Origin of the sequence: Staphylococcus kloosii (assembly GCF_032139365.1) — a bacterium.
Classification (GTDB): Bacteria; Bacillota; Bacilli; order Staphylococcales; family Staphylococcaceae; genus Staphylococcus; species Staphylococcus kloosii_A.
In genome coordinates, this window is the sequence record NZ_JAVTDB010000078.1 from 116,848 (window position 1) to 138,763 (window position 21,916).

The 21,916-nt window shown below is 33.4% G+C and carries 19 protein-coding genes and 1 pseudogene; 15 read left to right on the top strand and 5 right to left on the bottom strand.

Annotation, left to right across the window (positions count from 1 at the left end):
• The first annotated feature begins 69 nt into the window (after positions 1-69).
• The 4 genes from RPL90_RS11350 (at position 70) to RPL90_RS11365 (ending at position 3,401) form a co-directional block, all read left to right on the top strand.
• The gene (locus tag RPL90_RS11350; protein ID WP_313549663.1) at positions 70-600 is read left to right on the top strand and encodes an NAD(P)H-dependent oxidoreductase; all 531 of its coding nucleotides are present in this window, start codon (positions 70-72) and stop codon (positions 598-600) included.
• Between the two features lie 143 nt (positions 601-743).
• Positions 744-1,547: a Cof-type HAD-IIB family hydrolase gene (locus RPL90_RS11355; RefSeq protein WP_313549666.1), complete on the top strand. Its 804-nt coding sequence runs from the start codon at positions 744-746 to the stop codon at positions 1,545-1,547.
• Between the two features lie 111 nt (positions 1,548-1,658).
• Positions 1,659-2,318, top strand: coding sequence for an NAD(P)H-dependent oxidoreductase (locus RPL90_RS11360; RefSeq protein ID WP_313549669.1), 660 nt, complete (start codon positions 1,659-1,661; stop codon positions 2,316-2,318).
• Between the two features lie 87 nt (positions 2,319-2,405).
• Positions 2,406-3,401 carry a D-2-hydroxyacid dehydrogenase gene (locus RPL90_RS11365; protein WP_313549672.1) on the top strand — a complete coding sequence of 332 codons (996 nt, stop codon included), beginning with the start codon at positions 2,406-2,408 and terminating at the stop codon, positions 3,399-3,401.
• A 67-nt stretch (positions 3,402-3,468) separates the two neighbouring features.
• On the opposite strand, the gene RPL90_RS11370 is transcribed toward RPL90_RS11365, so the two are convergent.
• Positions 3,469-4,275: a VOC family protein gene (locus tag RPL90_RS11370; RefSeq protein WP_313549675.1), complete on the bottom strand. Its 807-nt coding sequence runs from the start codon at positions 4,273-4,275 to the stop codon at positions 3,469-3,471.
• A gap of 221 nt (positions 4,276-4,496) precedes the next feature.
• Between RPL90_RS11370 and RPL90_RS11375 the strand changes: the two are divergent.
• Positions 4,497-6,278, top strand: a pseudogene (locus RPL90_RS11375) (ABC transporter ATP-binding protein).
• Complete coding sequence (locus tag RPL90_RS11380; RefSeq protein WP_313549678.1) at positions 6,271-8,034, top strand: ABC transporter ATP-binding protein; 1,764 nt, start codon at positions 6,271-6,273, stop codon at positions 8,032-8,034. The pseudogene RPL90_RS11375 and the gene RPL90_RS11380 overlap by 8 nt, the downstream one beginning before the upstream one ends.
• Before the next feature lie 74 nt (positions 8,035-8,108).
• On the opposite strand, the gene RPL90_RS11385 is transcribed toward RPL90_RS11380, so the two are convergent.
• Positions 8,109-8,387 (bottom strand): GNAT family N-acetyltransferase, encoded by a 279-nt coding sequence (locus RPL90_RS11385; RefSeq protein ID WP_313549681.1) that lies wholly within the window; start codon positions 8,385-8,387, stop codon positions 8,109-8,111.
• A 164-nt stretch (positions 8,388-8,551) separates the two neighbouring features.
• Between RPL90_RS11385 and RPL90_RS11390 the strand changes: the two genes are divergently transcribed.
• A complete protein-coding gene (locus tag RPL90_RS11390; RefSeq protein ID WP_313549684.1) occupies positions 8,552-9,505 on the top strand; it encodes a metal ABC transporter solute-binding protein, Zn/Mn family in 954 nt (317 codons plus the stop codon).
• Positions 9,506-9,572: 67 nt separating this feature from the next.
• Here RPL90_RS11390 and aldA read toward each other — a convergent pair whose 3' ends face one another.
• Positions 9,573-10,997 carry an aldehyde dehydrogenase gene (gene aldA, locus RPL90_RS11395; protein WP_313549687.1) on the bottom strand — a complete coding sequence of 475 codons (1,425 nt, stop codon included), beginning with the start codon at positions 10,995-10,997 and terminating at the stop codon, positions 9,573-9,575.
• A 180-nt stretch (positions 10,998-11,177) separates the two neighbouring features.
• Here aldA and RPL90_RS11400 point away from each other — a divergent pair, with 180 nt between their 5' ends.
• From RPL90_RS11400 to RPL90_RS11420, 5 genes are all read left to right on the top strand, one after another.
• On the top strand, positions 11,178-11,606 hold the full coding sequence (locus RPL90_RS11400) for a MarR family winged helix-turn-helix transcriptional regulator (protein WP_313549689.1): 429 nt from the start codon (positions 11,178-11,180) through the stop codon (positions 11,604-11,606).
• A 73-nt stretch (positions 11,607-11,679) separates the two neighbouring features.
• Positions 11,680-12,645: a ring-cleaving dioxygenase MhqE gene (mhqE, locus tag RPL90_RS11405; RefSeq protein WP_313549691.1), complete on the top strand. Its 966-nt coding sequence runs from the start codon at positions 11,680-11,682 to the stop codon at positions 12,643-12,645.
• A 15-nt stretch (positions 12,646-12,660) separates the two neighbouring features.
• Complete coding sequence (locus RPL90_RS11410) at positions 12,661-13,557, top strand: VOC family protein (RefSeq protein WP_313549694.1); 897 nt, start codon at positions 12,661-12,663, stop codon at positions 13,555-13,557.
• Between the two features lie 24 nt (positions 13,558-13,581).
• Positions 13,582-14,175 carry a methylhydroquinone degradation carboxylesterase MhqD gene (gene mhqD / locus RPL90_RS11415; protein WP_313549697.1) on the top strand — a complete coding sequence of 198 codons (594 nt, stop codon included), beginning with the start codon at positions 13,582-13,584 and terminating at the stop codon, positions 14,173-14,175.
• Between the two features lie 87 nt (positions 14,176-14,262).
• Positions 14,263-14,811, top strand: coding sequence for a cysteine hydrolase family protein (locus RPL90_RS11420; protein ID WP_313549699.1), 549 nt, complete (start codon positions 14,263-14,265; stop codon positions 14,809-14,811).
• A gap of 51 nt (positions 14,812-14,862) precedes the next feature.
• On the opposite strand, the gene RPL90_RS11425 is transcribed toward RPL90_RS11420, so the two are convergent.
• Complete coding sequence (locus tag RPL90_RS11425) at positions 14,863-16,827, bottom strand: fructose-1,6-bisphosphatase (RefSeq protein ID WP_313549702.1); 1,965 nt, start codon at positions 16,825-16,827, stop codon at positions 14,863-14,865.
• A gap of 477 nt (positions 16,828-17,304) precedes the next feature.
• Between RPL90_RS11425 and putP the strand changes: the two genes are divergently transcribed.
• On the top strand, positions 17,305-18,843 hold the full coding sequence (putP, locus tag RPL90_RS11430; protein WP_313549704.1) for a sodium/proline symporter PutP: 1,539 nt from the start codon (positions 17,305-17,307) through the stop codon (positions 18,841-18,843).
• A 449-nt stretch (positions 18,844-19,292) separates the two neighbouring features.
• Here the strand turns inward: putP and uptA are convergent, their stop codons facing one another.
• Positions 19,293-19,901: an undecaprenyl phosphate transporter UptA gene (gene uptA / locus RPL90_RS11435; protein ID WP_313549707.1), complete on the bottom strand. Its 609-nt coding sequence runs from the start codon at positions 19,899-19,901 to the stop codon at positions 19,293-19,295.
• Positions 19,902-20,196: 295 nt separating this feature from the next.
• Here uptA and RPL90_RS11440 point away from each other — a divergent pair, with 295 nt between their 5' ends.
• Both RPL90_RS11440 and RPL90_RS11445 read left to right on the top strand, forming a co-directional pair.
• A complete protein-coding gene (locus tag RPL90_RS11440) occupies positions 20,197-21,465 on the top strand; it encodes an MFS transporter (RefSeq protein WP_313549710.1) in 1,269 nt (422 codons plus the stop codon).
• 67 nt (positions 21,466-21,532) lie between these two features.
• A complete protein-coding gene (locus RPL90_RS11445; protein ID WP_313549714.1) occupies positions 21,533-21,817 on the top strand; it encodes a putative quinol monooxygenase in 285 nt (94 codons plus the stop codon).
• Positions 21,818-21,916: the final 99 nt, after the last annotated feature.

Here is a 21,916-nt window from a genome sequence, read left to right on the forward strand (position 1 = left end):
TATGCAAAAATTGTGTAGTTATGTAATATAGGTTGGTATTAATTAACTAACATAGAGAGGAAGAAATTAATGTCAACCTTAGTCATCATAACGCACCCAGATATTGATAATTCAACAGTAAACAAAGCGTGGAAAGAAAAACTTGCAAATAGTGGAGAATTGGTCACAATTCATGAGCTTTATGCTACTTACCCAGATGGGAAAATAGATGTAGAGAAAGAGCAACAACGTTTAGCAGCTCATGATAATGTTGTTTTCCAATTTCCATTATATTGGTATAGTTATCCGCCGTTATTAAAACAATACTTTGATGAGGTATTCACTTATGGTTGGGCATATGGATCAACAGGTAATGCGTTGAAAGATAAAAAGTTTGCAGCTGCAGTTTCTATAGGATCACCGGAGTCGGCGTATACTACAGAGGGAAATGTACAATATACAATCGATACGTTGCTAACACCTTTAAAAGCAACAGCACGCTTCGTAGGTGCTCAATATGTCGCTACGCATAAACTATATAGTACTTTGAATATTGAGGCAGAGTTACTAGAAGCAAACCAGCAGGACTATGCTACTTTTGTCCAACAATTAAGCGAATAACGCATATGTCTAGGTTAAGTATATTACTATGATAGTAATGACTTAAGCTAGACTTTTTTTATTTCATGTAATTGTGACTTTGAAACCATATTTGAAATATATATAATGAACATAAATACAAAATAAAACTTTGAGGGGTAAATATGATAAAAGCAATCGCAGTTGATATGGACGGAACATTTTTAGATAGCAATAAGCACTATGATGAAACACGATTTAATCGCATATTCCAGCAATTACAACAACAGGGTACAAAATTTATCGCTGCAAGTGGCAATCAATATGCCAAATTATTATCGATATTTGGAGAACGTGATATGTTTTTTATTGCGGAAAACGGGGCAGTAATTTATAACGGAAATGAATTATATGATTACAAAGCTTTTGATTTTGACGTTTATAAAAATTTAATTGATTATATACATTTCGAACGAGGTATGTCAGAAATTATTGTTTGTGGTTTGAAAAGTGCATACATGTTAAAAAGTACAAATGATAAATTTAAAAAAGATGCACATTTCTATTATAGGCAACTACAAGAAATAGATTCATTTGCCACGTTACCTCAAGATGAATACGTTAAAGTTGCTTTTAACATCAATAGACAAACACATCCAAAATTAGACACAGAGTTACAAGAAAAATTTGAAAATGACATCGACCTTGTTTCTAGTGGACGTGATAGTGTCGATGTTATTATTCCAAATATGACAAAGGGTAATGCTTTAAAAAGGTTGCTAGCTAAATGGCACTTATCTGCTTCACAATTGATGGCTTTTGGAGATGCCAATAACGATTACGATATGCTGGCACTTGCCGAATATAGTTACGTTATGCAAAACAGTGAAGATCAATCATTATTTGATATCTCAAATTATGTTGCACCTTCAAATGATGAACAAGGTGTGTTAACTGTTATTGAAGCGCAAGTCCTCAAAAATAAGTAAATAATAATATGTTGAAACCATTGCGTATAAACATATTATTTTAAGCATACGTAATTTGTCTATTATACTAACGATAGTGAAATTTATTCATGAAAGGATGGCAACAAAGTAATGTCAAATATTAAAGAGACTATTTTAGATGCATTCCAATTTAGGCATGCTACAAAACGTTTTGATGCAACTAAAACAGTAAGTGATGATGATTTTAATACTATATTAGAAACAGGACGTTTATCTCCAAGTTCATTAGGTTTGGAACCTTGGAAATTTATAGTGATTCAAAATCGCGAATTACGCAATAAATTAAAAGAAATCAGTTGGGGTGCACAAGGACAACTAGACACAGCAAGTCATTTCGTCTTAATATTAGCGCGTAAAAATGTGACTTTTAAATCAGATTATGTGCAACATATGATTCATGATATTAAACAATATGATCCTGCAACCATTCCTGCAGTAGAAGAAAAATATGATAATTTCCAAACAAGTGCACACATTAATGATAATGAACGTACATTAGTCGATTGGGCAAGTAAGCAATCATATATTGCTTTAGGTAACATGATGACGACTGCGGCATTTTTAGGTATCGACTCATGTCCTATGGAAGGATTTGACTACGATGGTGTAACAAAATTACTAGCTGACGAAGGTATTCTTGATACGGAACACTTCGAGCCTGCCACAATGGTAGCCTTTGGATACAGAGAAACAGAACCTAAAGCCAAAGTACGTCAACCACAAGAAGATATTGTTGAATGGTATAACTAATTAAAACTGACCTAGAAATAGGTCAGTTTTTTTAATGCAACATACAGGGTATAACATTACTAACAATGTCAAAAAGGGGTAATAACGATGAAGTTAAAATTATTTGATGTCGGTAATGATGAAGCACCATTCGTAGAAAAGTGGGCAGACGAAAATAATATAGAGGTAGACTATGTCCCTGATTCACTTACCCGTAAAAATATTAATGAGGTTTCTGGATATGATGGTTTATGCTTAAGTCATAATGGTCCATTTGATAATCGTTTGCTTAAAAATTTAAACGATATGGGCATTAAACAAATAGCGCAAAGAAGCGCAGGGTTTGATATGTATGATTTAGAGGCAGCAACAGCAAATAATATTAAAATTACTAACGTACCAAGTTATTCTCCGAATTCTATAGCAGAGTATGCTGTAACAGGGGCTTTATATTTTGTTAGAAAGATACCAACAGTTCAACAACACGTTGCTAAACAGGATTTTAGATGGCAGCCAACGATTATGGCGCGTCCAATTAAAGGACTAACTGTTGCAGTAATTGGTACTGGTAGAATTGGCTATATTACTGCTGAATTATTTCATCATATGGGATGTAACGTTATCGGTTATGATATACAAATTAATCCACAGGCCGAAAACTTTATTACATATAAAGATACGATACAAGAAGCGGTTAAAGATGCAGATGTCGTAACTTTGCATACACCAGCCACTAAAGATACTATAAAGATGTTTAATCAAAAGTTGTTTAGTCATTTTAAAGATGGCGCAATTTTTATTAATTGTGCACGTGGGATACTTGTTGATACAGCAGCTTTAATTCATGCATTAGATACTAACAAATTAAGTGGGGCTGTTATTGACACGTACGAAAATGAAGCGACTTATTTTAGGAAAGACTTTAGCTCTATAAAAATTGAAGACGACTTATTAACATCACTAATACAACGAGATGATATACTGCTGTCTCCGCATATCGCATTTTATACTAATGAGTCCGTTGAAAATTTAGTAGAACGAAGTTTAAATAGTGCAATGGAAATATTGCGTCATGGAGATTCGGAATGTGTAGTAAATAAGTAACAACATAAATAAAAGTGCTAACAATTAACCACGTATACGACATGAGATTGCTAACACTTTTTATTAATTATGAGTTTGGCACTACCGAAGTATTACTATGAAGAGAAACAGCAATACCTTCAGAACTCGTTAAATGCTTATTCGTAGCGTGAGGTTTATAAATATCAATGTGCGCAAGTCCTAGACTTTGATCACTATCGATTCTCTTTTTGATAGATTGCCATGTGTTTGCAGCAATATGATGATGATAATTGTTCGTAGACATAAATAAGGCTTGCGGAAATTTTGAAATATGTTGTAGTCCCAACTCATTAATATAAAATTGACGAGCGTCTTCAAGCGTCACCGTTTTTAAATGTAAATGTCCTATTTGGGCTTCGTCTGGCATACCAGTCCAACCATCTACTGTACGTTGAGCTAATAAGTCTTCTACGTCTACTTGTAGCGTATCCATCTTTACAAATGCATCTTGCCATTGCCATGTTTCAGGGCTACGGTCGTAATATACTTCAATACCATTACCTTCAATGTCGTTGAAGTACAGTGCTTCGCTCACAAGATGGTCTCCTCCTCCAATTTGCACACCTTGTGAAGAAGCATAATGTAAAAAATCAGCCAAGTCTGCTTTAGTAGGCAATAATAATGCGATATGGAATAAACCAGCTTCAGTTATAGATGGTCTACGTGGGTTGTCAATTTGTTGTAGCGTTAAAGTATGACCGCCGTTACCTATAGCTAAGACAATAGTATTTGTTTGTTCATCTATTATTTTCAAGCCTAATAAATTTGTGTAAAATTGCGTCATTTGTTCTAAATGTTGTACGTTTAGTGTTATACCTGTTACTTGAGTAGCAGTTGTATCATGAAATGTCATATATTTACCTCTTATCTAATAACTTGTATTTATTTTTGATACAAGTTAAATCTATAGTATGTAAGAAGTTTAGTCAATAAATAAGTTTGACTAGGCAAAATGTTTTAATAAATATTATGTAATACTATTTTAGTATTGAATAAAAATAAACGAGTATTTTAACTTTTTCGATTACTATTGTGTTATTATGTAACGTAATAATGAGTAAAGGGGTGGGGCGTATGGATGTGTTTTTCAAACTTGCTTGGTTTTTTAAAGCACAAAAGAAATATTATATTTTAGGGCTTATTATGTTACTCTTCATAGCATTATTAGAACTGTTACCACCTCAAATAATTGGTAAAACGATAGATGGTATTACAAAGAAAACATTGACGCCTCAATTACTAACAATATATTTGATTGTTTTAGCAGTAGCCGCTGTTTTAATCTACATAAGTCGTTATATTTGGCGTATTTCAATTTTTGGAACGAGTCAAAAATTAGGCAATATTTTAAGAAGATATTTATATCATAAATATACTGAAATGAGTGCACAATTTTTTCAAAAAAGACGTACTGGTGACTTAATGGCGCATGCCACAAATGATATTAATGCAGTACAAAATGCAGCTGGTGCAGGCATTTTAATGATTGCTGATTCATTAATAACTGGTGGTATGGTTATTATTACGATGGCTATTACTATAAGTTGGCAATTAACGCTTATCGTGTTAATTCCATTACCAATCATGGTTTTATTAACGCGTTACTATGGCAGATTATTGAGCAAAGGATTTAAAAAAGCACAGGCTGCTTTCAGTAGGTTGAATGACAAGACGCAAGAAAGTGTTGCTGGGATAAAAGTAACTAAAACTTTTGGTTATGAGCAAGAAGACCAAGCAGATTTTCGTAATTTAAGTGATGATGTGGTTAAGAAGAATTTAACAGTTGCAAAAGTGGATTCGCTATTCGACCCGACAATCATGTTAGTGTTTGGTACGAGTGAGTTTTTAGCCATAGCCTTTGGTGCTCATATGGTTTTTGCAAAAACTATTACATTAGGACAACTTATCACCTTCTCTACATATCTAGGTATGTTAGTATGGCCTTTGCTTGCGTTAGGTCTCTTTTTTAATATAGTACAAAGAGCTAAAGCTTCATACGAACGTATAGATAACATTTTAAACACACCGAACGCCATCGATACATCTTATATTATGGATGATCAACCACAAGGTAACATTCAGTTCAATGTGCCTATATTTCATTACCCAGGCTATGAATCTAGAGGTATAAAGGATGTCTGTTTTACGATTGAAAAAGGGTCTACAGTGGGTGTGGTGGGGAGAACCGGTTCAGGAAAAAGCACATTGATTAAACTATTGTTAAGAGAATTTGATACATTACGACCAGAGGATATCACATATAACGGTAAGCCCATATCCTCATATAGCCGTAGCGCTCTAAGGACACAGTTTGGCTATGTGCCGCAAGAGCATTTCTTATTCTCAACAACAATTCGAAACAATATCGCTTTTGGAAATATAGAGGTTCAAGACCAACAGCTGTATCATGTAAGTAAGATGAGTCATATTCATGATGATATTATTGCTTTTCCTAAAGGGTACGATACAGTTGTTGGCGAACGTGGTGTTTCGCTATCAGGTGGGCAAAAACAACGTATATCTATTGCACGTGCTTTATTGTTAGACCCAGAGGTCCTCATATTAGATGACTCATTATCGGCAGTGGATGCACAAACTGAAGAAGCCATATTAAAAAATTTACAAACATTAAGGAGCAAAAAAACAAATATTATTACTGCGCATCGTATGAGTGCAGTAAAAGATGCAGATTTAATTTTAGTTATGGAGCAAGGAACAATTGTCGAAAGAGGTACGCATACACAACTAATACAAAATAAAGGTTGGTATTATGATACCTAAACAGCACAAGCGTTGCAATCAAAGTATGCTCAAAACTTAGATGACTTGACGAAGGGGGATGGTCAAGATGAGTGAGATGATTAAATTATCTGCAAAACAACAAAGTGCCACGATTAAACGATTGTTTAAATATACCGTCCCTTTTAAAGGCACTATCGCGCTTGCATTTATTATGCTTACTATTTCAACAGTAGCCAGTATGATTGGACCGTATTTGATTAAAATATTTTTAGATGACTTTTTAACGCCGAGACATTTCCCGGGGAATAAATTGACGCTACTTATAGCGACATTTATTATTGTGCAGATTTTGGGTGCAATTGCAACGTACTTAAATAGTTATATGTTTCAGTACTTATCTTTTAAAGTAATACAACAATTAAGAATAGATGCATTTAACAAACTTGGGAAATTAGGTATGCGTTATTTTGATAAAGTTCCCGGGGGTAGCATCGTTTCACGTTTAACTAACGATACAGAAACGATCGTAGATATGTTTATAAATGTATTTTCATCCGTATTAATGGCACTGTTTATGATGATATCGAGTTACATTATGATGTTTGTTTTGGACGTAAAACTTGCGTTAATTGCACTTGTGTTTATGCCGATTATATTTCTGTTATTAGCAATTTACCGCAAATACTCGGCTATGCTTTTTAATAAATCAAGACAGTTATTATCTGACTTAAATACGAAATTAGCAGAATCTATCGAGGGCATGAAAATTATACAAGCTTTTAATCAAGAGCGTCGACTCAATAGAGAATTTAATGATATTAATGATGAGCACTACGGTTACATGCTTAAAACTGTGAAATTAGACAGTATTTTATTAAGACCAGCTATTAGCATGATTTCAATTTTAGCTACTATCGTCATTTTAGCTTATTTTGGAATAATTAGTTTCAATACTTCAATAACTGCGGGCGTTGTTTTTGCATTTATTCAATATATGGAACGTTTTTTTGAACCAGTCAATCAAGTGAGTCAAAACTTGAATGTGTTACAACAAGCGCTCGTGTCGGCTAATCGTGTATTTAAACTTATAGATGATGATACCTATGAACCTACACAAGATACACAAACGGATTATGCCATAACTGATGGTAAAGTTGAATTTAAGAATGTCAGTTTTAGTTATGATGGAGAGACACAAGTACTTAAAAATATTAGTTTTACTGTAAATCCTGGGGAAACTGTAGCTCTAGTTGGTCATACAGGTTCAGGGAAAAGTTCAATTATTAATTTATTTATGCGTTTTTATGAGTTCGAGCATGGACAAATTCTAATAGATAATCAATCTATCAAAAAGCTAAATAAAGCAGAAATGAAAAATAAAATTGGTTTAGTATTACAAGATGCCTTTATATTTTATGGCACTATAACGTCAAACATTAAGTTGTATCATCCAACGATGACATTCGAGCAAGTTAAAGCTGCAGCAGAATTTGTTAAGGCTAATCAATTTATTGAACAATTGGACAATAATTATGAACATGCCGTTATTGAAAAAGGTAGCGCGTTTTCGAGTGGTGAAAGACAGTTAATCTCTTTTGCTCGTACCATTGCAATGGATCCTAAAATATTAATTTTAGATGAGGCAACGGCCAACATTGATTCTGAAACTGAAGAACAAATACAACAGTCATTACGTCAAATGCGTCGAGGAAGAACGACTATCGCGATTGCACACAGACTGTCGACAATTCAAGATGCAGACCAAATATTCGTGTTAAATCATGGAGAGATTGTTGAAAGAGGGACACACGAACAACTCGTTGCTCAAAATGGGATTTATAATAATATGTATCGTTTACAAAACGGTTAAACAAAATAATTGGTAATAAATGAAAAAAGGCAGTATCTTTCACTATATGAAAGATACTGCCTTAATATTATAAACTAGCCTGCGTATACATCTTGATATTCGTCATGCTGTTCTATTACTTTTTTAGCAAATGGGCATGAAGCACTCACTGTTAAATTGTTTTCGCGCGCATATTTAACAACAGACTCTACTAATTGAGATCCTATGCCTTGGCCACCTAATTCATCAGGTACACCAGTATGATCGATATCAATTTGATTATCGTTTACTGTTACGTATGTGATTTGAGCTTGAGGGTCATTTTCGTTATCGCCAATGTAAAATTTATGATTACCTTGTTTAATTTCAGCCATATGATTACCTCCTGATATAATTACTACTATTAATATATCACTGATAGGCTCTTTTTAAACACAGATTTATCGAAACTCAAGGTTAATACAAGTCTTATTATTGATATTATAAAAAAGAAGGTTTATAGTTTTAACGGAATAATAGCGAGTTGGAGGGGCAAATTTTGAGGAAAGTATTTCCACTTTTAGCTTTGGTACTGATATGTACAATATTAAGTAGTTGTAGTTCTCAAAGCAAGCAGCATAAAACCATAACAAAAGATCACAAATTAAATATTTATACTACAGTGTTCGCTTTTCAAAGTTTCACACAACAAATAGGTGGCAAATACGTACATGCACAATCGATTTACCCACCAGGAGTTGATACGCACTCTTATGAACCAACGCAGCGCAACATGATAGATATAGCTAAAAGTGATTTATTTATATATACCAGTGATGATTTAGATCCCATCGCTCATAAAATAGCATCATCTATTCGTAATAAAGGCGTTAAACTGCCTGTTGCACAAGGGTTGAATCATTCGGATTTATTACCTGGAGATGAAGACGACGAACACGAAGAAAGTCATGATGCGCATCATCATGCGGGGGAGAGCAATGATCCTCACGTATGGTTAGATCCAGTTTTAGATCAACAGTTTGCGCTAAAGATTAAAAATAAGTTAGTTGAAAAAGACCCTCACCATAAAACATATTATGAACACAACTACCGTCAACTTAATAAGGATTTAAATAATATTGATCAACAATTAAGTAAGATTACTAAGGACCCTAAAAGAAAAACGATAGTTATTTCTCATGATTCATTAGGGTATTTAGCACAGCGATATCATTTCAAACAAGTTGGCGTGACGGGAATGAACAATGAAGATCCAAGTCAGCAAGAAATCATGTCAATTATTCATAATATTAAACAAACACACCAACCGTATGTACTATATGAACAAAATATCTCATCTAAATTGACTGATATTATTCAAAAGGAAACACAAACGAAACCTTTAAGTTTTAATAACTTAGCAACGCGTAATAAAGATGACAACAACAATGTTAAATACCAAACAATCATGCAGCATAATATTGAAACGCTAGATACTGCATTAAATAAATAACTATATTAAAAAACACCACTTCTATTGATAACTTAATAGGAGTGGTGTACTTTTCTGTAATTAGATTTTAATCATAGCGAATATAAGAAACGGTGGTATTATAATATTCTTCGAAACCATGTATGCCATCTGCACCACCTAAACCAGATTCTCTCCAGCCAGCATGGTAGCCATTTACTACTTCTTCGGCTTCGCAATTAGCATATACTTCTCCGAATTTAAGTCGTTCCGTTGCAGTCATGACTTCTTTTAAGTTTTCAGAAAAAATATAAGAAGAAAGTCCAGCATTCGTATGATTAGCATGATTAATCGCTTCTTCAAAATCAGTATAAGTCACAATCGGAATAACTGGTCCGAAGATTTCATTTTTGAATGCTTCATTCTCTGGATTGATATTATCTAAAATTGTCGGCGCATAATAATAACCACTATTACCTATTTTAGTGCCTCCTAATACTAACTTGGCGCCATTGTCGACAGCTTGTTTAACTTTGCTATCGATACTGTCGAGTTGCTTTTGATTAATAATGGCGCCGTAATCAGTATTTTCATCAAACGGATCTCCAACTTTTAATGCTTTCATTTTTGTTGTTAATTTAGTCACGAAATCACTATGAACATCGTCATGAACAAATATTCTTTCAGGACACGTACAGACTTGACCAGCATTATTTATACGTGCTGTAACGATATAATCCACTGCTTTATCAAGATTTGCATTGGCAGTAACCAGTACAGGTGCATTACCGCCCAATTCTAAATTCATCTTTTTAACATTACTTGCACTATTTTCAAATACTGATTTACCGGCTTTCATACTACCAGTTAATGAAATAAGTTGTATATCAGGGTGTTGTGCTAATTGGGTTCCAACAGTTTCACCTGTGCCAGGTAATATTTGTACTAGTCCAGCTGGAATTGTAGATTGTTTAAATAATTGCGCTAATTTTAAAGTGAGCAATGATGTTTCTTCACTAGGTTTAATAACGACGGAACAACCAGTGATTAATGCGGGAATGACTTTACGCATTAACACCATAATAGGTGCATTCCATGGCACAATGCCGGCAGTGACACCGATAGGCTTTTTCGTTAGCTGTATCGTTTCATTTTCACGTGTGTTCTGCAATACTTCGCCTTTATTAGACATGCTTAAACTCGTCATATAGTCGATAAATTGTATTGCTTTATCAATTTCACCAATGGCTGAGGATAAAATTTTACCTTGTTCTTTGACATAAAATTCTGCGATTTCATTTTTGTTTTGTTCTAATAAGGGGATTAACATTTTCACGTGTTCGGCACGGTTGGGTTGTGTGACTTTTTCCCATTCTTGTTGTGCGTGTTTAGATTTTGCTACTGCATCATTTACTTCCTCAGCAGTAGCGAATGTAATCGTATCAAATGCTTCTCCAGTAGCTGGATTTATAACATTCATAGATTCTGTTGACTTGCTTTCGATGAATTCGTTGTTAATAAATAATTGGTTCATTTACGACACCTCCACAATATATAAATACCACGAATTAACACTTAGGAAACCGAAACTAATGTATAGTGAAAGTTAACGATAACAAGGTAGTATACTTTTTATACTTAAAAATGTTGACTTTCATCTATAACCGTCATATAATTATCTCGAATTCGAAATAAATAGGAGGTTGATAACGCAATGGATCGAACGAAAGCATCACTTAATTCATTTGTCGGTTTAAATCGCACGTTAGATTATTTAGAACAAATAGTACGTGAAGATATTAAACAGTATGGTTTAAATGTGACGGAGTTTGCAGTGTTAGAGTTGTTGTATAACAAAGGAGATCAACCTATTCAACGCATACGCCAACGTGTGTTGATAGCAAGTAGTAGCATTAGTTATGTTGTTGATAAACTAGAAGAAAAGGGTTGTGTAGCACGTGTGAAAGACCCTCAAGACAAACGAATTTATAATGCTACTTTGACTGACAAAGGTTATGCATTAATGGATCAAATATTCCCACAACATGCTCAGGCATTAACGTCAACTTTTGCAGTATTAACCGAGGAAGAGTTAAAGTCATTACAACATATATTAAAGAAATTAAGTGCTCAGGCTAGATAAAGTCGTAGCACTTTAAAAAATAATTATTTATATCTCGAAATCGAGATAAATTTATGAAAGAAGGTTTTTTTAAATGACAAACAATCAATTATTAGGTATTCATCACGTAACTGCAATTACAGACGATGCAGAACGTAATTATAAATTTTTCACTGAAGTATTAGGTATGAGACTAGTTAAAAAAACAGTCAACCAAGATGATATTTATACGTATCATACATTTTTTGCTGATGATGTTGGATCGCCAGGCACAGACATGACATTCTTTGATTTTCCAAATGTACCAAAAGGGGTAAGTGGAACGAATTCAATTTCCAGACCTTCATTTAGAGTGCCAGATGATAATGCGTTAGCGTATTATGAACAACGCTTCAATGACTTTGGGGTCAAACACGACGGCATACAAACACTGTTTGATAAAAAAGTTTTGCCTTTTGAAGAAGCTGATGGACAAGTTTACCAACTTGTGTCTGATGAAAATAATACCGGTGTGGCACCTGGTAAACCATGGGTAGATGGTCCAGTACCATCTGATAAAGCAATCTATGGTTTAGGTCCAATAGAAATAACAGTTAGTTATTTTGATGAGTTTAAACAAATTTTAGAAGGCCTATATGGCATGGTAACGATTAATGAAGATGACAATGTTGCTTTACTCAACGTCGGAGAAGGCGGTAACGGCGGCCAAGTCATTTTAAGACATGATAAAGAAAGTGATAGTGCAAGACAGGGCTATGGTGAAGTGCATCACGTCTCATTTAGAGTGAAAGATCACGATGCAATCGAATCATGGTTACAAAAATATCAAAATCAACATATTGGAAATTCAGGTCTAGTGGATCGTTTTTATTTCGAAGCATTATACGCAAGAATTGGTCATATATTAATAGAAGTTTCAACTGATGGTCCAGGATTTATGGGGGATGAACCATATGAAACGCTAGGAGAAGGGTTATCGTTACCACCATTCTTAGAGGAACAACGTGATTATATAGAATCACAAATTAGACCATTTGATACTTCTCGTAATCATGAATAAGTGAGGAGGAATATTATGAAAGCAATACAACACATTCATCATATTTCAGCTATTGTAGGCAATCCAACAGAAAATATTAAGTTTTATAGAGATATATTACAACTAAAATTAATTAAAAAAACTGTGAACTATGATGATCCATCAACATATCATTTGTATTTCTCAAATGACTCCGTTGATAATGGTACGATTTTGACGTTTTTTAATTGGCCTGATGCATACAAAGGTAGAGTGGGTGCAGGCCAAGTTAGTACGATTGCTTTTAGAATTCCTCAGGGTACGAGTGATGTTTGGGAACAACATTTAGTAAATCATAATGTACACGTATCCCGAATGGAGTTGTTTGATAGTCGTGCACTGATGTTCAAAGATACACATGGACTATCGCTCGCCCTTGTAGAAGATACAGACGCTAGGGATACAACTGCGATTATTGGTTTTCACGGAGTGACAATGTTATCTAATCAGCCTGAACAAACGATACAATTGCTAACTGCAGAAATGGGCTTAAAACAACTTAGCGATAAACCAAATGAAACGCACCTTGTTACTGTTGGAGAATGGCAACATCATGTTGTAGTTAAAAAAGTGTTTCCTAACGTAGCTGGAAGATGGGGCGTAGGCGTAGTACATCATATTGCATGGTCTGTGCCTAACAAACAAGCACAATTAAATTGGCGAACTAGCTTAGCCAATAAAGGATATAAACTGACAGACGTCAAAGAGCGTTTTTACTTCAAAGCAGTTTATATGGCTGAACCTGGCAACATTATTTTTGAATTTGCTACAGCTGGCCCAGGTTTCACAATTGATGAACCATTCGATAAATTAGGGCGTAACCTTATGTTACCGCCACGTCTTGAAGAACAGCGTGAAGAATTAGAAAGACAATTACCGACGATAAATATTTGATTTTAAACTTAGGAGATGATGTTAATGGAACACATTTTTAGAAAAGGGCAAGAAGGTGCTCCAACTTTCTTGTTATTGCATGGTACGGGTGGAGATGAAAAAGATTTATTACCGTTAGCAGAATCATTAAATGCTGATTATAATGTTTTAAGTGTAAGAGGCGAAATTTCAGAAGGCGGTTTGAATAGATTTTTTAAACGTCATGGGGAAGGTCAATATGACGTTGAAGATTTAAACTATCGTACGCAGCAGTTAATTGAATTTATAAAAGAAGCGTCAGCGCAATATCATTTTGATATAGATAATATTATTCCTGTAGGATTTTCTAACGGTTCTAATATTGCCATTAGTATGATGTTGAAAGATGATATAGCATTCAAAAAAGCATTGCTCTATGCGCCACTTTATCCATTAGAAATAAGTAGTAATCATGATTTTAATGCTGTAACGCTATTATTATCAATGGGTAAAAATGATCCAATAGTACCAGTTGAACAAAGCGAAAGATTAGAACGTATATTTACAGACTTAGGCGCTGATGTAAATACAGTTTGGGTTAATAGCCATGAATTAACGCCAGCTGGTGTGTATTTTGGTAAAGAAGTTTTGGAAAAATAAAGTTATTGTGCTGTTGATTTGGAATAAACTTACATGTTGGTCTATAATTTAATATGGTTTTAGAATTTATAAAAAAGGATGAGTTATATGCCACAAAATACAGCATTATTAGTGATGGACATGCAAAATGGCATTATTAATGGATTAGAAGGAAAAGATGAAATTATCAAGGCGAATCAACGTGCGATAGAAAAGGCGCGTCAGGCTGACATTCCGGTAATATTTGTACGTGTAGCATTTTCACAAGGCTTATTAGAAATAGCGCCGAACAATAAGATGTTTGGACCAATGCGTGAAAATCAAGCACCAATGGAAAGAGACAGTGACGCTACACAGATTCATCCAGAATTAAATAGACAAGAGCAAGAGCCAATTGTCACCAAACACCGAGTTAGTGCATTTACAGGAAGTAATTTAGAAGTGTTATTAAGAGGTTTAGAAGTACGTCATATAGTGTTAACTGGTGTAGCTACAAGTGGCGTCGTATTATCTACTTCAGTAGAAGCAGCAGATAAAGATTTTAATATCACAATTTTAGAAGATGCGATCGGCGATAGAGAACAAGATAAACATGAATTTTTAGTAGAACGTATTTTACCAAGATATGCAACAATAACTAGCGTTGAAAATTGGTAATTAAAATAAAAAATGGGACCGAAATTTAAAATTTCAGTCCCATTTTTTATTTTAATTTAAGAAACGGTCATGCATTAATTCATTTAAAATCTTAATCTTTTCTTGAATTTGTTGACCAGTATTCGTATCACGTATCTGTTTTCGATTTAATTCTTTATCGACGACACGACGTGTAGACAATTCATCTGCGCCGTTAAGCAACACATGTTTTTTTGAATTAAAATGTTGGTGTGCGACTAGTTGCATACCAAAAGAATTGTATAACAATGTGTAACCGGCAATACCTGTTGTTGATTGATAAGCTTTAGAGAAACCACCATCAATAACAATCATTTTGCCATCAGCTTTAATTGGATTTTCCCCGTCTATTTCTTTAACCGGTGTATGCCCATTAATTATATGTGCTTCTTCAGGGTTTAAGCCGAAGTCTTTTAACATTTTTTTACACATTTCTACGTCTTCGCGTAAATGATAGTACGGATTCTTAGTTTCTTTATGGGCTTTTTTATCAGAGATAAAGTAACGTTCAAATGTTGTCATTGCGCGTTTACCAAATAAAGAAGAATATTTACCAGTCCATAAATACCATACGAGATCGGTAGCTAAATCGTCTTGAGCATCTTTGTCATCAAAAGCTTTACGTACATATTTTTCGAAATGGTCTAATAAATCACGGCCGTAATGTTTTACACCATCTATCGTCATAGATTCCATCTCACCATTTTCATCGACAGGGATACAACCATGAATTAATAAATTACCATTATATGGGAGGTATAAGTTACCTTTTTGCATTAAGAAAGTCATGTGACGTTTTAATTTTTCAGATTGTTGTACGGATAATAATAATTTATCAATAACCTCTGCTTCTTCATCTGTTAATTTATTAGGATCTTCAGGGTCAATCGTTTGGAAACATGTATGTTCTAAATCATAAGTTTTGCCATATAAAGTAGCACGATTATTGTCATAGTCTATACTTTCTAGCACAAGTCGTTCGTCCATATCGAAACATGGTCGGCGTTTTATAATAGGTGCTTCTAATTTAAATTGAATAATAGCAATAGCTTGATGTATTTTAGTAATTTGATCAATTTCTCCAGGCGATGTTTGTTCATCATCTGCTGTTTTATTTTTAGGTTTAAACGCTACGTTATCACCACTATAATGTTTTTCGGCGAAAGTTAATAATGGACGTAAGTTTATACCATAGGCATCTTCAATAATATCTAAATTATCATAACGTGCGCATATTCTTAATAAGTTTGCTAGACAAACTTTAGAACCGGCATAGGCGCCAATCCAAAGTACATCGTGATTGCCCCATTGAATATCAATAGAAGGATAATTGATTAGTGTTTCCATAATTTTATCTGGTTCAGGGCCGCGGTCGTATATGTCGCCAACAACGTGTAAATGATCAACGACAAGATGTTGAACAGTAAATGATAAGCCAATGATTAAATCATCTGATTGTTCTAATTCAATAATTTGTTTAATTAATGTATCGTAGTACGATTTTTTATTATTATATTTATTACTTTTATAAAGTAATTCTTCAATAATAAATACGAAGTTTTTAGGTAATGATTTACGCACTTTTGTACGCGTATATTTAGAAGATGCATATGTAACTAATTTGATTAATCGATGGATTGTTGTTACATACCACTCATTAAGTTCATTTTTTGAAGAAAATGAATTTTTGACGAGTTTAAGTTTTTCTTCTGGATAGTAAACTAAAGCAGCAAAGTCGTTAATTTCTTTGCGTGTTAACGTATCTTGGAAAATATCGTGAATCTTTGCGCGTACATTACCGGAACCATTTCGTAATACGTGTTGGAAAGCATGAAATTCACCATGTAAATCACTGACAAAGTGTTCAGTGCCTTTCGGTAATTCTAAAATAGATTCTAAATTTATAATTTCAGTTGCTAACGCTTCTTTATTATCATAATTTGTCGCTAACAAGTCTAAATATCTACTTTTAATGCTTTTTTCAGTCGGTTTTTGCATTATCGTCACTCCATTTACTTAGTTCAATTTATTTTAACATGATTAGTTAAACGCTTACATATTTATTTTATTCATCTTACTTCTTATTATAAGACGAATTATCACTATTTTCTAAAAAAATAAACTAAGCTATTAAGAAATCAAGTTTATTATTATCAATCTATTTTTTCAAATATATAGCGAGTGATATAATTATTGTATGTTACTCAAATATAAAAATACTTGAATTAAGGTAGTGTTTTTTATGAATGATTTCAAATCAGAGAAAATTTATACATTTAAACTTTAATAAAAGCATAAATAAACAGAAAAAAATTATTGTGTTTAAATGCTTTTATATCAATGTTTTTAGAGTTTTTATGCACCGTGGGTAAGAAAGAATTTTACACATTAATTTCCAAAAGGTGTTTTAAAAAGGTGTATGCTTTTGTATAATAATGTCATGTAACAAAATTATAGTCAAAGGGGGATGTTGCTATGTTTACATTGGGAAGTACTTTAGCAAGTCAGGTTAACCCTGATTGGCGTACTTATATTATGTTATCAGTGTATTTCATTATCTTACTAGTTATTGGTTATTATGGATATAAGCAAGCAACTGGCAATATTAGTGAATACATGCTCGGTGGTAGAAGCATAGGTCCATATGTTACTGCACTTTCTGCTGGTGCATCCGACATGAGTGGTTGGATGATCATGGGGTTACCAGGTGAAGTATATACAACAGGTCTTTCTGCTGCATGGTTAGCAATTGGTCTGACATTAGGCGCATACATAAATTATATCGTAGTTGCACCTAGACTACGTGTATATACTGAAAAAGCAGGAGATTCAATTACCTTGCCTGACTTTTTTAGAAATCGCTTAAATGATAAATCAAATGTTATTAAAATCATCTCTGGTGCCATCATTGTCATATTCTTTACATTATATACGCACTCAGGCATGGTTTCCGGTGGTAAATTATTTAATAGTGCATTTGGTCTGAATTATCATTTTGGTCTTATTTTAGTTGCAGTTATCGTCATTGCATATACATTCTTTGGTGGATATTTAGCTGTATCAATTACAGACTTCTTCCAAGGTGTAATTATGTTAATCGCAATGGTAATGGTACCAATAGTTGCTATGATGCAATTAAGTGGCTTAGATACTTTATCTCAAGCGGCTGATTTAAAACCAACAAACTTAGATTTGTTTAAAGGTACAACTGTAATAGGAATTATTTCTTTCTTCTCATGGGGATTAGGTTACTTTGGCCAACCGCATATCATTGTACGCTTTATGTCTATTAAATCTGTTAAACAATTACCTACGGCACGCCGTTTTGGTATTGGTTGGATGGCCATTAGTTTATTAGGTGCCGTTCTAGTTGGTTTAGTTGGTATCAGTTTTGTTAACGACAAAAGTGTAGAATTAAAAGACCCAGAAACATTGTTTATTTTAATGGGGCAAATATTATTCCATCCTCTAGTTGGTGGATTCTTACTCGCGGCTATTTTAGCGGCAATCATGAGTACAATTTCATCACAATTACTTGTAACATCTAGTTCATTAACAGAAGACTTTTATAAGTTGTTCAGAGGTGAGCAAGCTGCTAAAGAACATGAAAAAGAGTTTGTGTTAGTCGGTCGTTTGTCAGTCGTTTTAGTTTCAATTGTTTCAATTGCTATTGCATGGTCGCCAAATGACACGATTTTAAATTTAGTAGGTAATGCTTGGGCAGGTTTTGGTGCTGCCTTTGGTCCGTTAGTATTATTATCATTATATTGGAAAGGATTAAGTCGTACTGGCGCTGTCAGCGGTATGTTAGCTGGAGCAATCGTTGTAATAATATGGATTGCCTTTGTAAAACCAATGGGTTCAATTAACGATTTCTTTAACTTATATGAAATCGTGCCTGGGTTCTTAACCAGCTTAATCGTCACAGTGGTTATTAGTAAAATTACTAAAAAACCAGATCTTGATGTTGAAGCCGATATGAATGATGTTAAACAAACAATTAAAAATGCTTAATTTTGTTGCATAGGGTGTTAATTGAATTAAAGGGGTTTAAATCTTTTAATACCATTATCAGGGAGAATTTAATATAACTTGTGTGATTAAATGAACGTTTATATTGCTAAAATGTAAGGGGCATATTAGCAATTTATAACAACTTTTGTGCATTGTTAGTAGCATTTATAATGTAAGTTGTTCATTATAAACAACAAACAATGTTGCAATTAAACAACCTAACGGATAATTAATCTGTTAGGTTGTTTTTTTATTTTGTTTTAAAGAACTATAGCCCATTATTTAAGCGGTGTTATACAATTAAGGAGCTTTTTATTATAAGACGCACTTTCATAAATCTAAAAGCAGAACGGCGTATTGAATAAAATAAAGCGCCTGGGACATAATATTCACGGTGACCCCGATTTCTAGGAATTATGCCTCAGGCGCTTTATAACTTTTAGTGCCTATTATTCAACTCTGCGACGTTTTAGTAAATGATAAATGATATAAACTACAATAATAAATAAGATAATGTACATTACGAATGAATAGGTGTGCAATGCATTCATTAATATATCCCAACTGCCACTTAATAATTTACCTAAATAAATAAGTAAGAAATTCCAAATCGTAGTACCTAATAGTGATAAAAACATAAATTTCAATATGTTCATTCTGTTAATACCTGCAGGGATAGTAATTAAAACTCTTAATACTGGAATAAATCTACATATTAATACGGCTAATGCACCGTAATGTTTAAACCAATCATTTGCTTTAGCTACATCTTTGCTTCTAAGTTTAATCCATTTACCATACTTATCAACGAAACGATACAAAAGTTGCTCGGAAACAAGTCTACTAATATAATACAATATTAATAATCCGAAGAAGGAAGATACTGTGGATATAATAAATAAGACCGGAATTGATAAATTGGATTTTTCAGATAGTAAACCTGCAAACGTTAAAATAATTTCCGATGGTATAAATGGTAATATATTTTCGAATAAAATTAAGATCGCTATGGCGACATAACCCCATGAACGAATAAATTCAGTTATTATTTGTTCCATAACTTAATAAATATCTCCTTTTAAAATTACATATACAATAATAGTCAACTTTTGCCAACTATCCACTAATTATAAGCTATTTTAATATAAAATGTATAATATTATTGTTAATTAATTATAAAAATATAGTGGAGAAACATTTCTCACGCGCACTAAGTGAAATGTAAGTATTTTGTTTGTTGAACATGAATTTTTATTGAAAACTTATTGTAAACGCTTACACCTTATGGTAATATCATAAAAAGAATAAACAATAGGTCATATGATGAGTGACCTAAAAGAAAGTTGGGTAACTATGAATAAAAAAAGAAGTAACGTTAGATGGTATTTTGCTATCGCATTCTTTATTATAGGTATTATCGCTTATATGGACAGATCTAATATATCAGTTATAGCAAAACCGATGATGGAAGATTTACATATGAATAAAACGCACTTCGGTTTACTGGCATCATTATTCTCGTTAGGATATGCATTAATGCAAGTGCCTTCGGGATTTTTAGCCGAAAAATATGGTCCTAAAAAGATGTTATCTATTGCATTAGTGTGGTGGAGTGCCTTTACAATTTTAACAGGGGTTGTTAAAAACCATGGCTTACTTTATACAGTACGATTCTTATTTGGTGTAGGGGAAGCGCCAATGTATCCATCCAATGCGGTATTCAATTCATTTTGGTTTGCTAAAGGTGAAAAAGGGAGAGCATCGAGTATGTTACTCGCAGGTTCTTATTTTGGACCAGTTATTGCACCAATAATTACAATTGCAATTTATAATGCTTTCGGCTGGCAAGCAGTATTTTATATTTTCGGTGGAATTGGCTTTTTAATTGCCATTTTATGGTCAATTATTGCTAAAGACTTACCCGAACAACATAAAATGGTAAATGAAGCAGAAAAAGAATATATTATGAATAACCGTGATGTAGTTTCTACTGAAAAATCTGTGGCACCTTGGAATAACTTTTTAAGAAGATTTAGTTTTTATGCTTTAGCTGCACAATATTTTGTCGTACAGTTTGTAATCTCATTATTCTTAATCTGGTTACCTACATATTTAACTGAACAACATGGTGTGCAACTGAAAGATTTAGGTCCAGCCTCAGGTGCACCTTGGCTAGTAATGTTTATTTTAATTTTAACTGCTGGTACTATATCTGATAAAATATTACAGCAAGGTAAATCTAAATTCATGGCTAGAGGACTATTAGCAATTATAGGTTTCGTCGTATTCTGTATTGCATTATTCTTCGCATTAAAAACTGATAACTTAGTCGCTAATGTTAGTTGGTTATCATTATGTCTAGGAGGTATTGGTATCTCGATGGGCATGAGTTGGGCTGCTGCTACTGACTTAGGTCGTAACTTTGCTGGAACAGTTTCTGGTTGGATGAATATGTGGGGAAATATTGGTGCATTATTAAGTCCTTTATTAGCAGGTTTCTTTGCAGATAGAATTGGATGGAATAATACATTAATGCTAATTATGGTTCCAGTTGTTTTCGCCATTATCATGTGGTTCTTTGTTAAACCAGATCGCTCATTAGTACAAGATAAGTCACAATAATTGATTATTTCTCACTTTGATAATAAGCTAGTGTAATAATTATACACTCGCTAAGGAGGAACGTTTTATGATAACTATAAACGCCATTATGAAAGTGAATCCAAATAAAAGAGCACAATATTTAGAATTAGTAAGTCCATTAATTGAAGCGGCTAATAATGAAGAAGGTGCTTTATATTATGAACATTTCGAAAAGACGGATGAACCTAATACATTTGCTATGATTGAACGTTATAAAGATGAAGAAGCTGCACAAGCTCATAATAACTCTGATCATTTCAAACACTTTTTTGCTCATGTTCCTGAATTATTAGTCGCTGAGCCAGACATTTCAATAAGTACAAGTAAATAATATCTAAGCAAAGACTTCTTTAAGAAAATGAAATCTTAAAGAAGTCTTTTTGTTATGCATAAAATAAGGCATAAAAACATGAAATTATGATAAAGATTT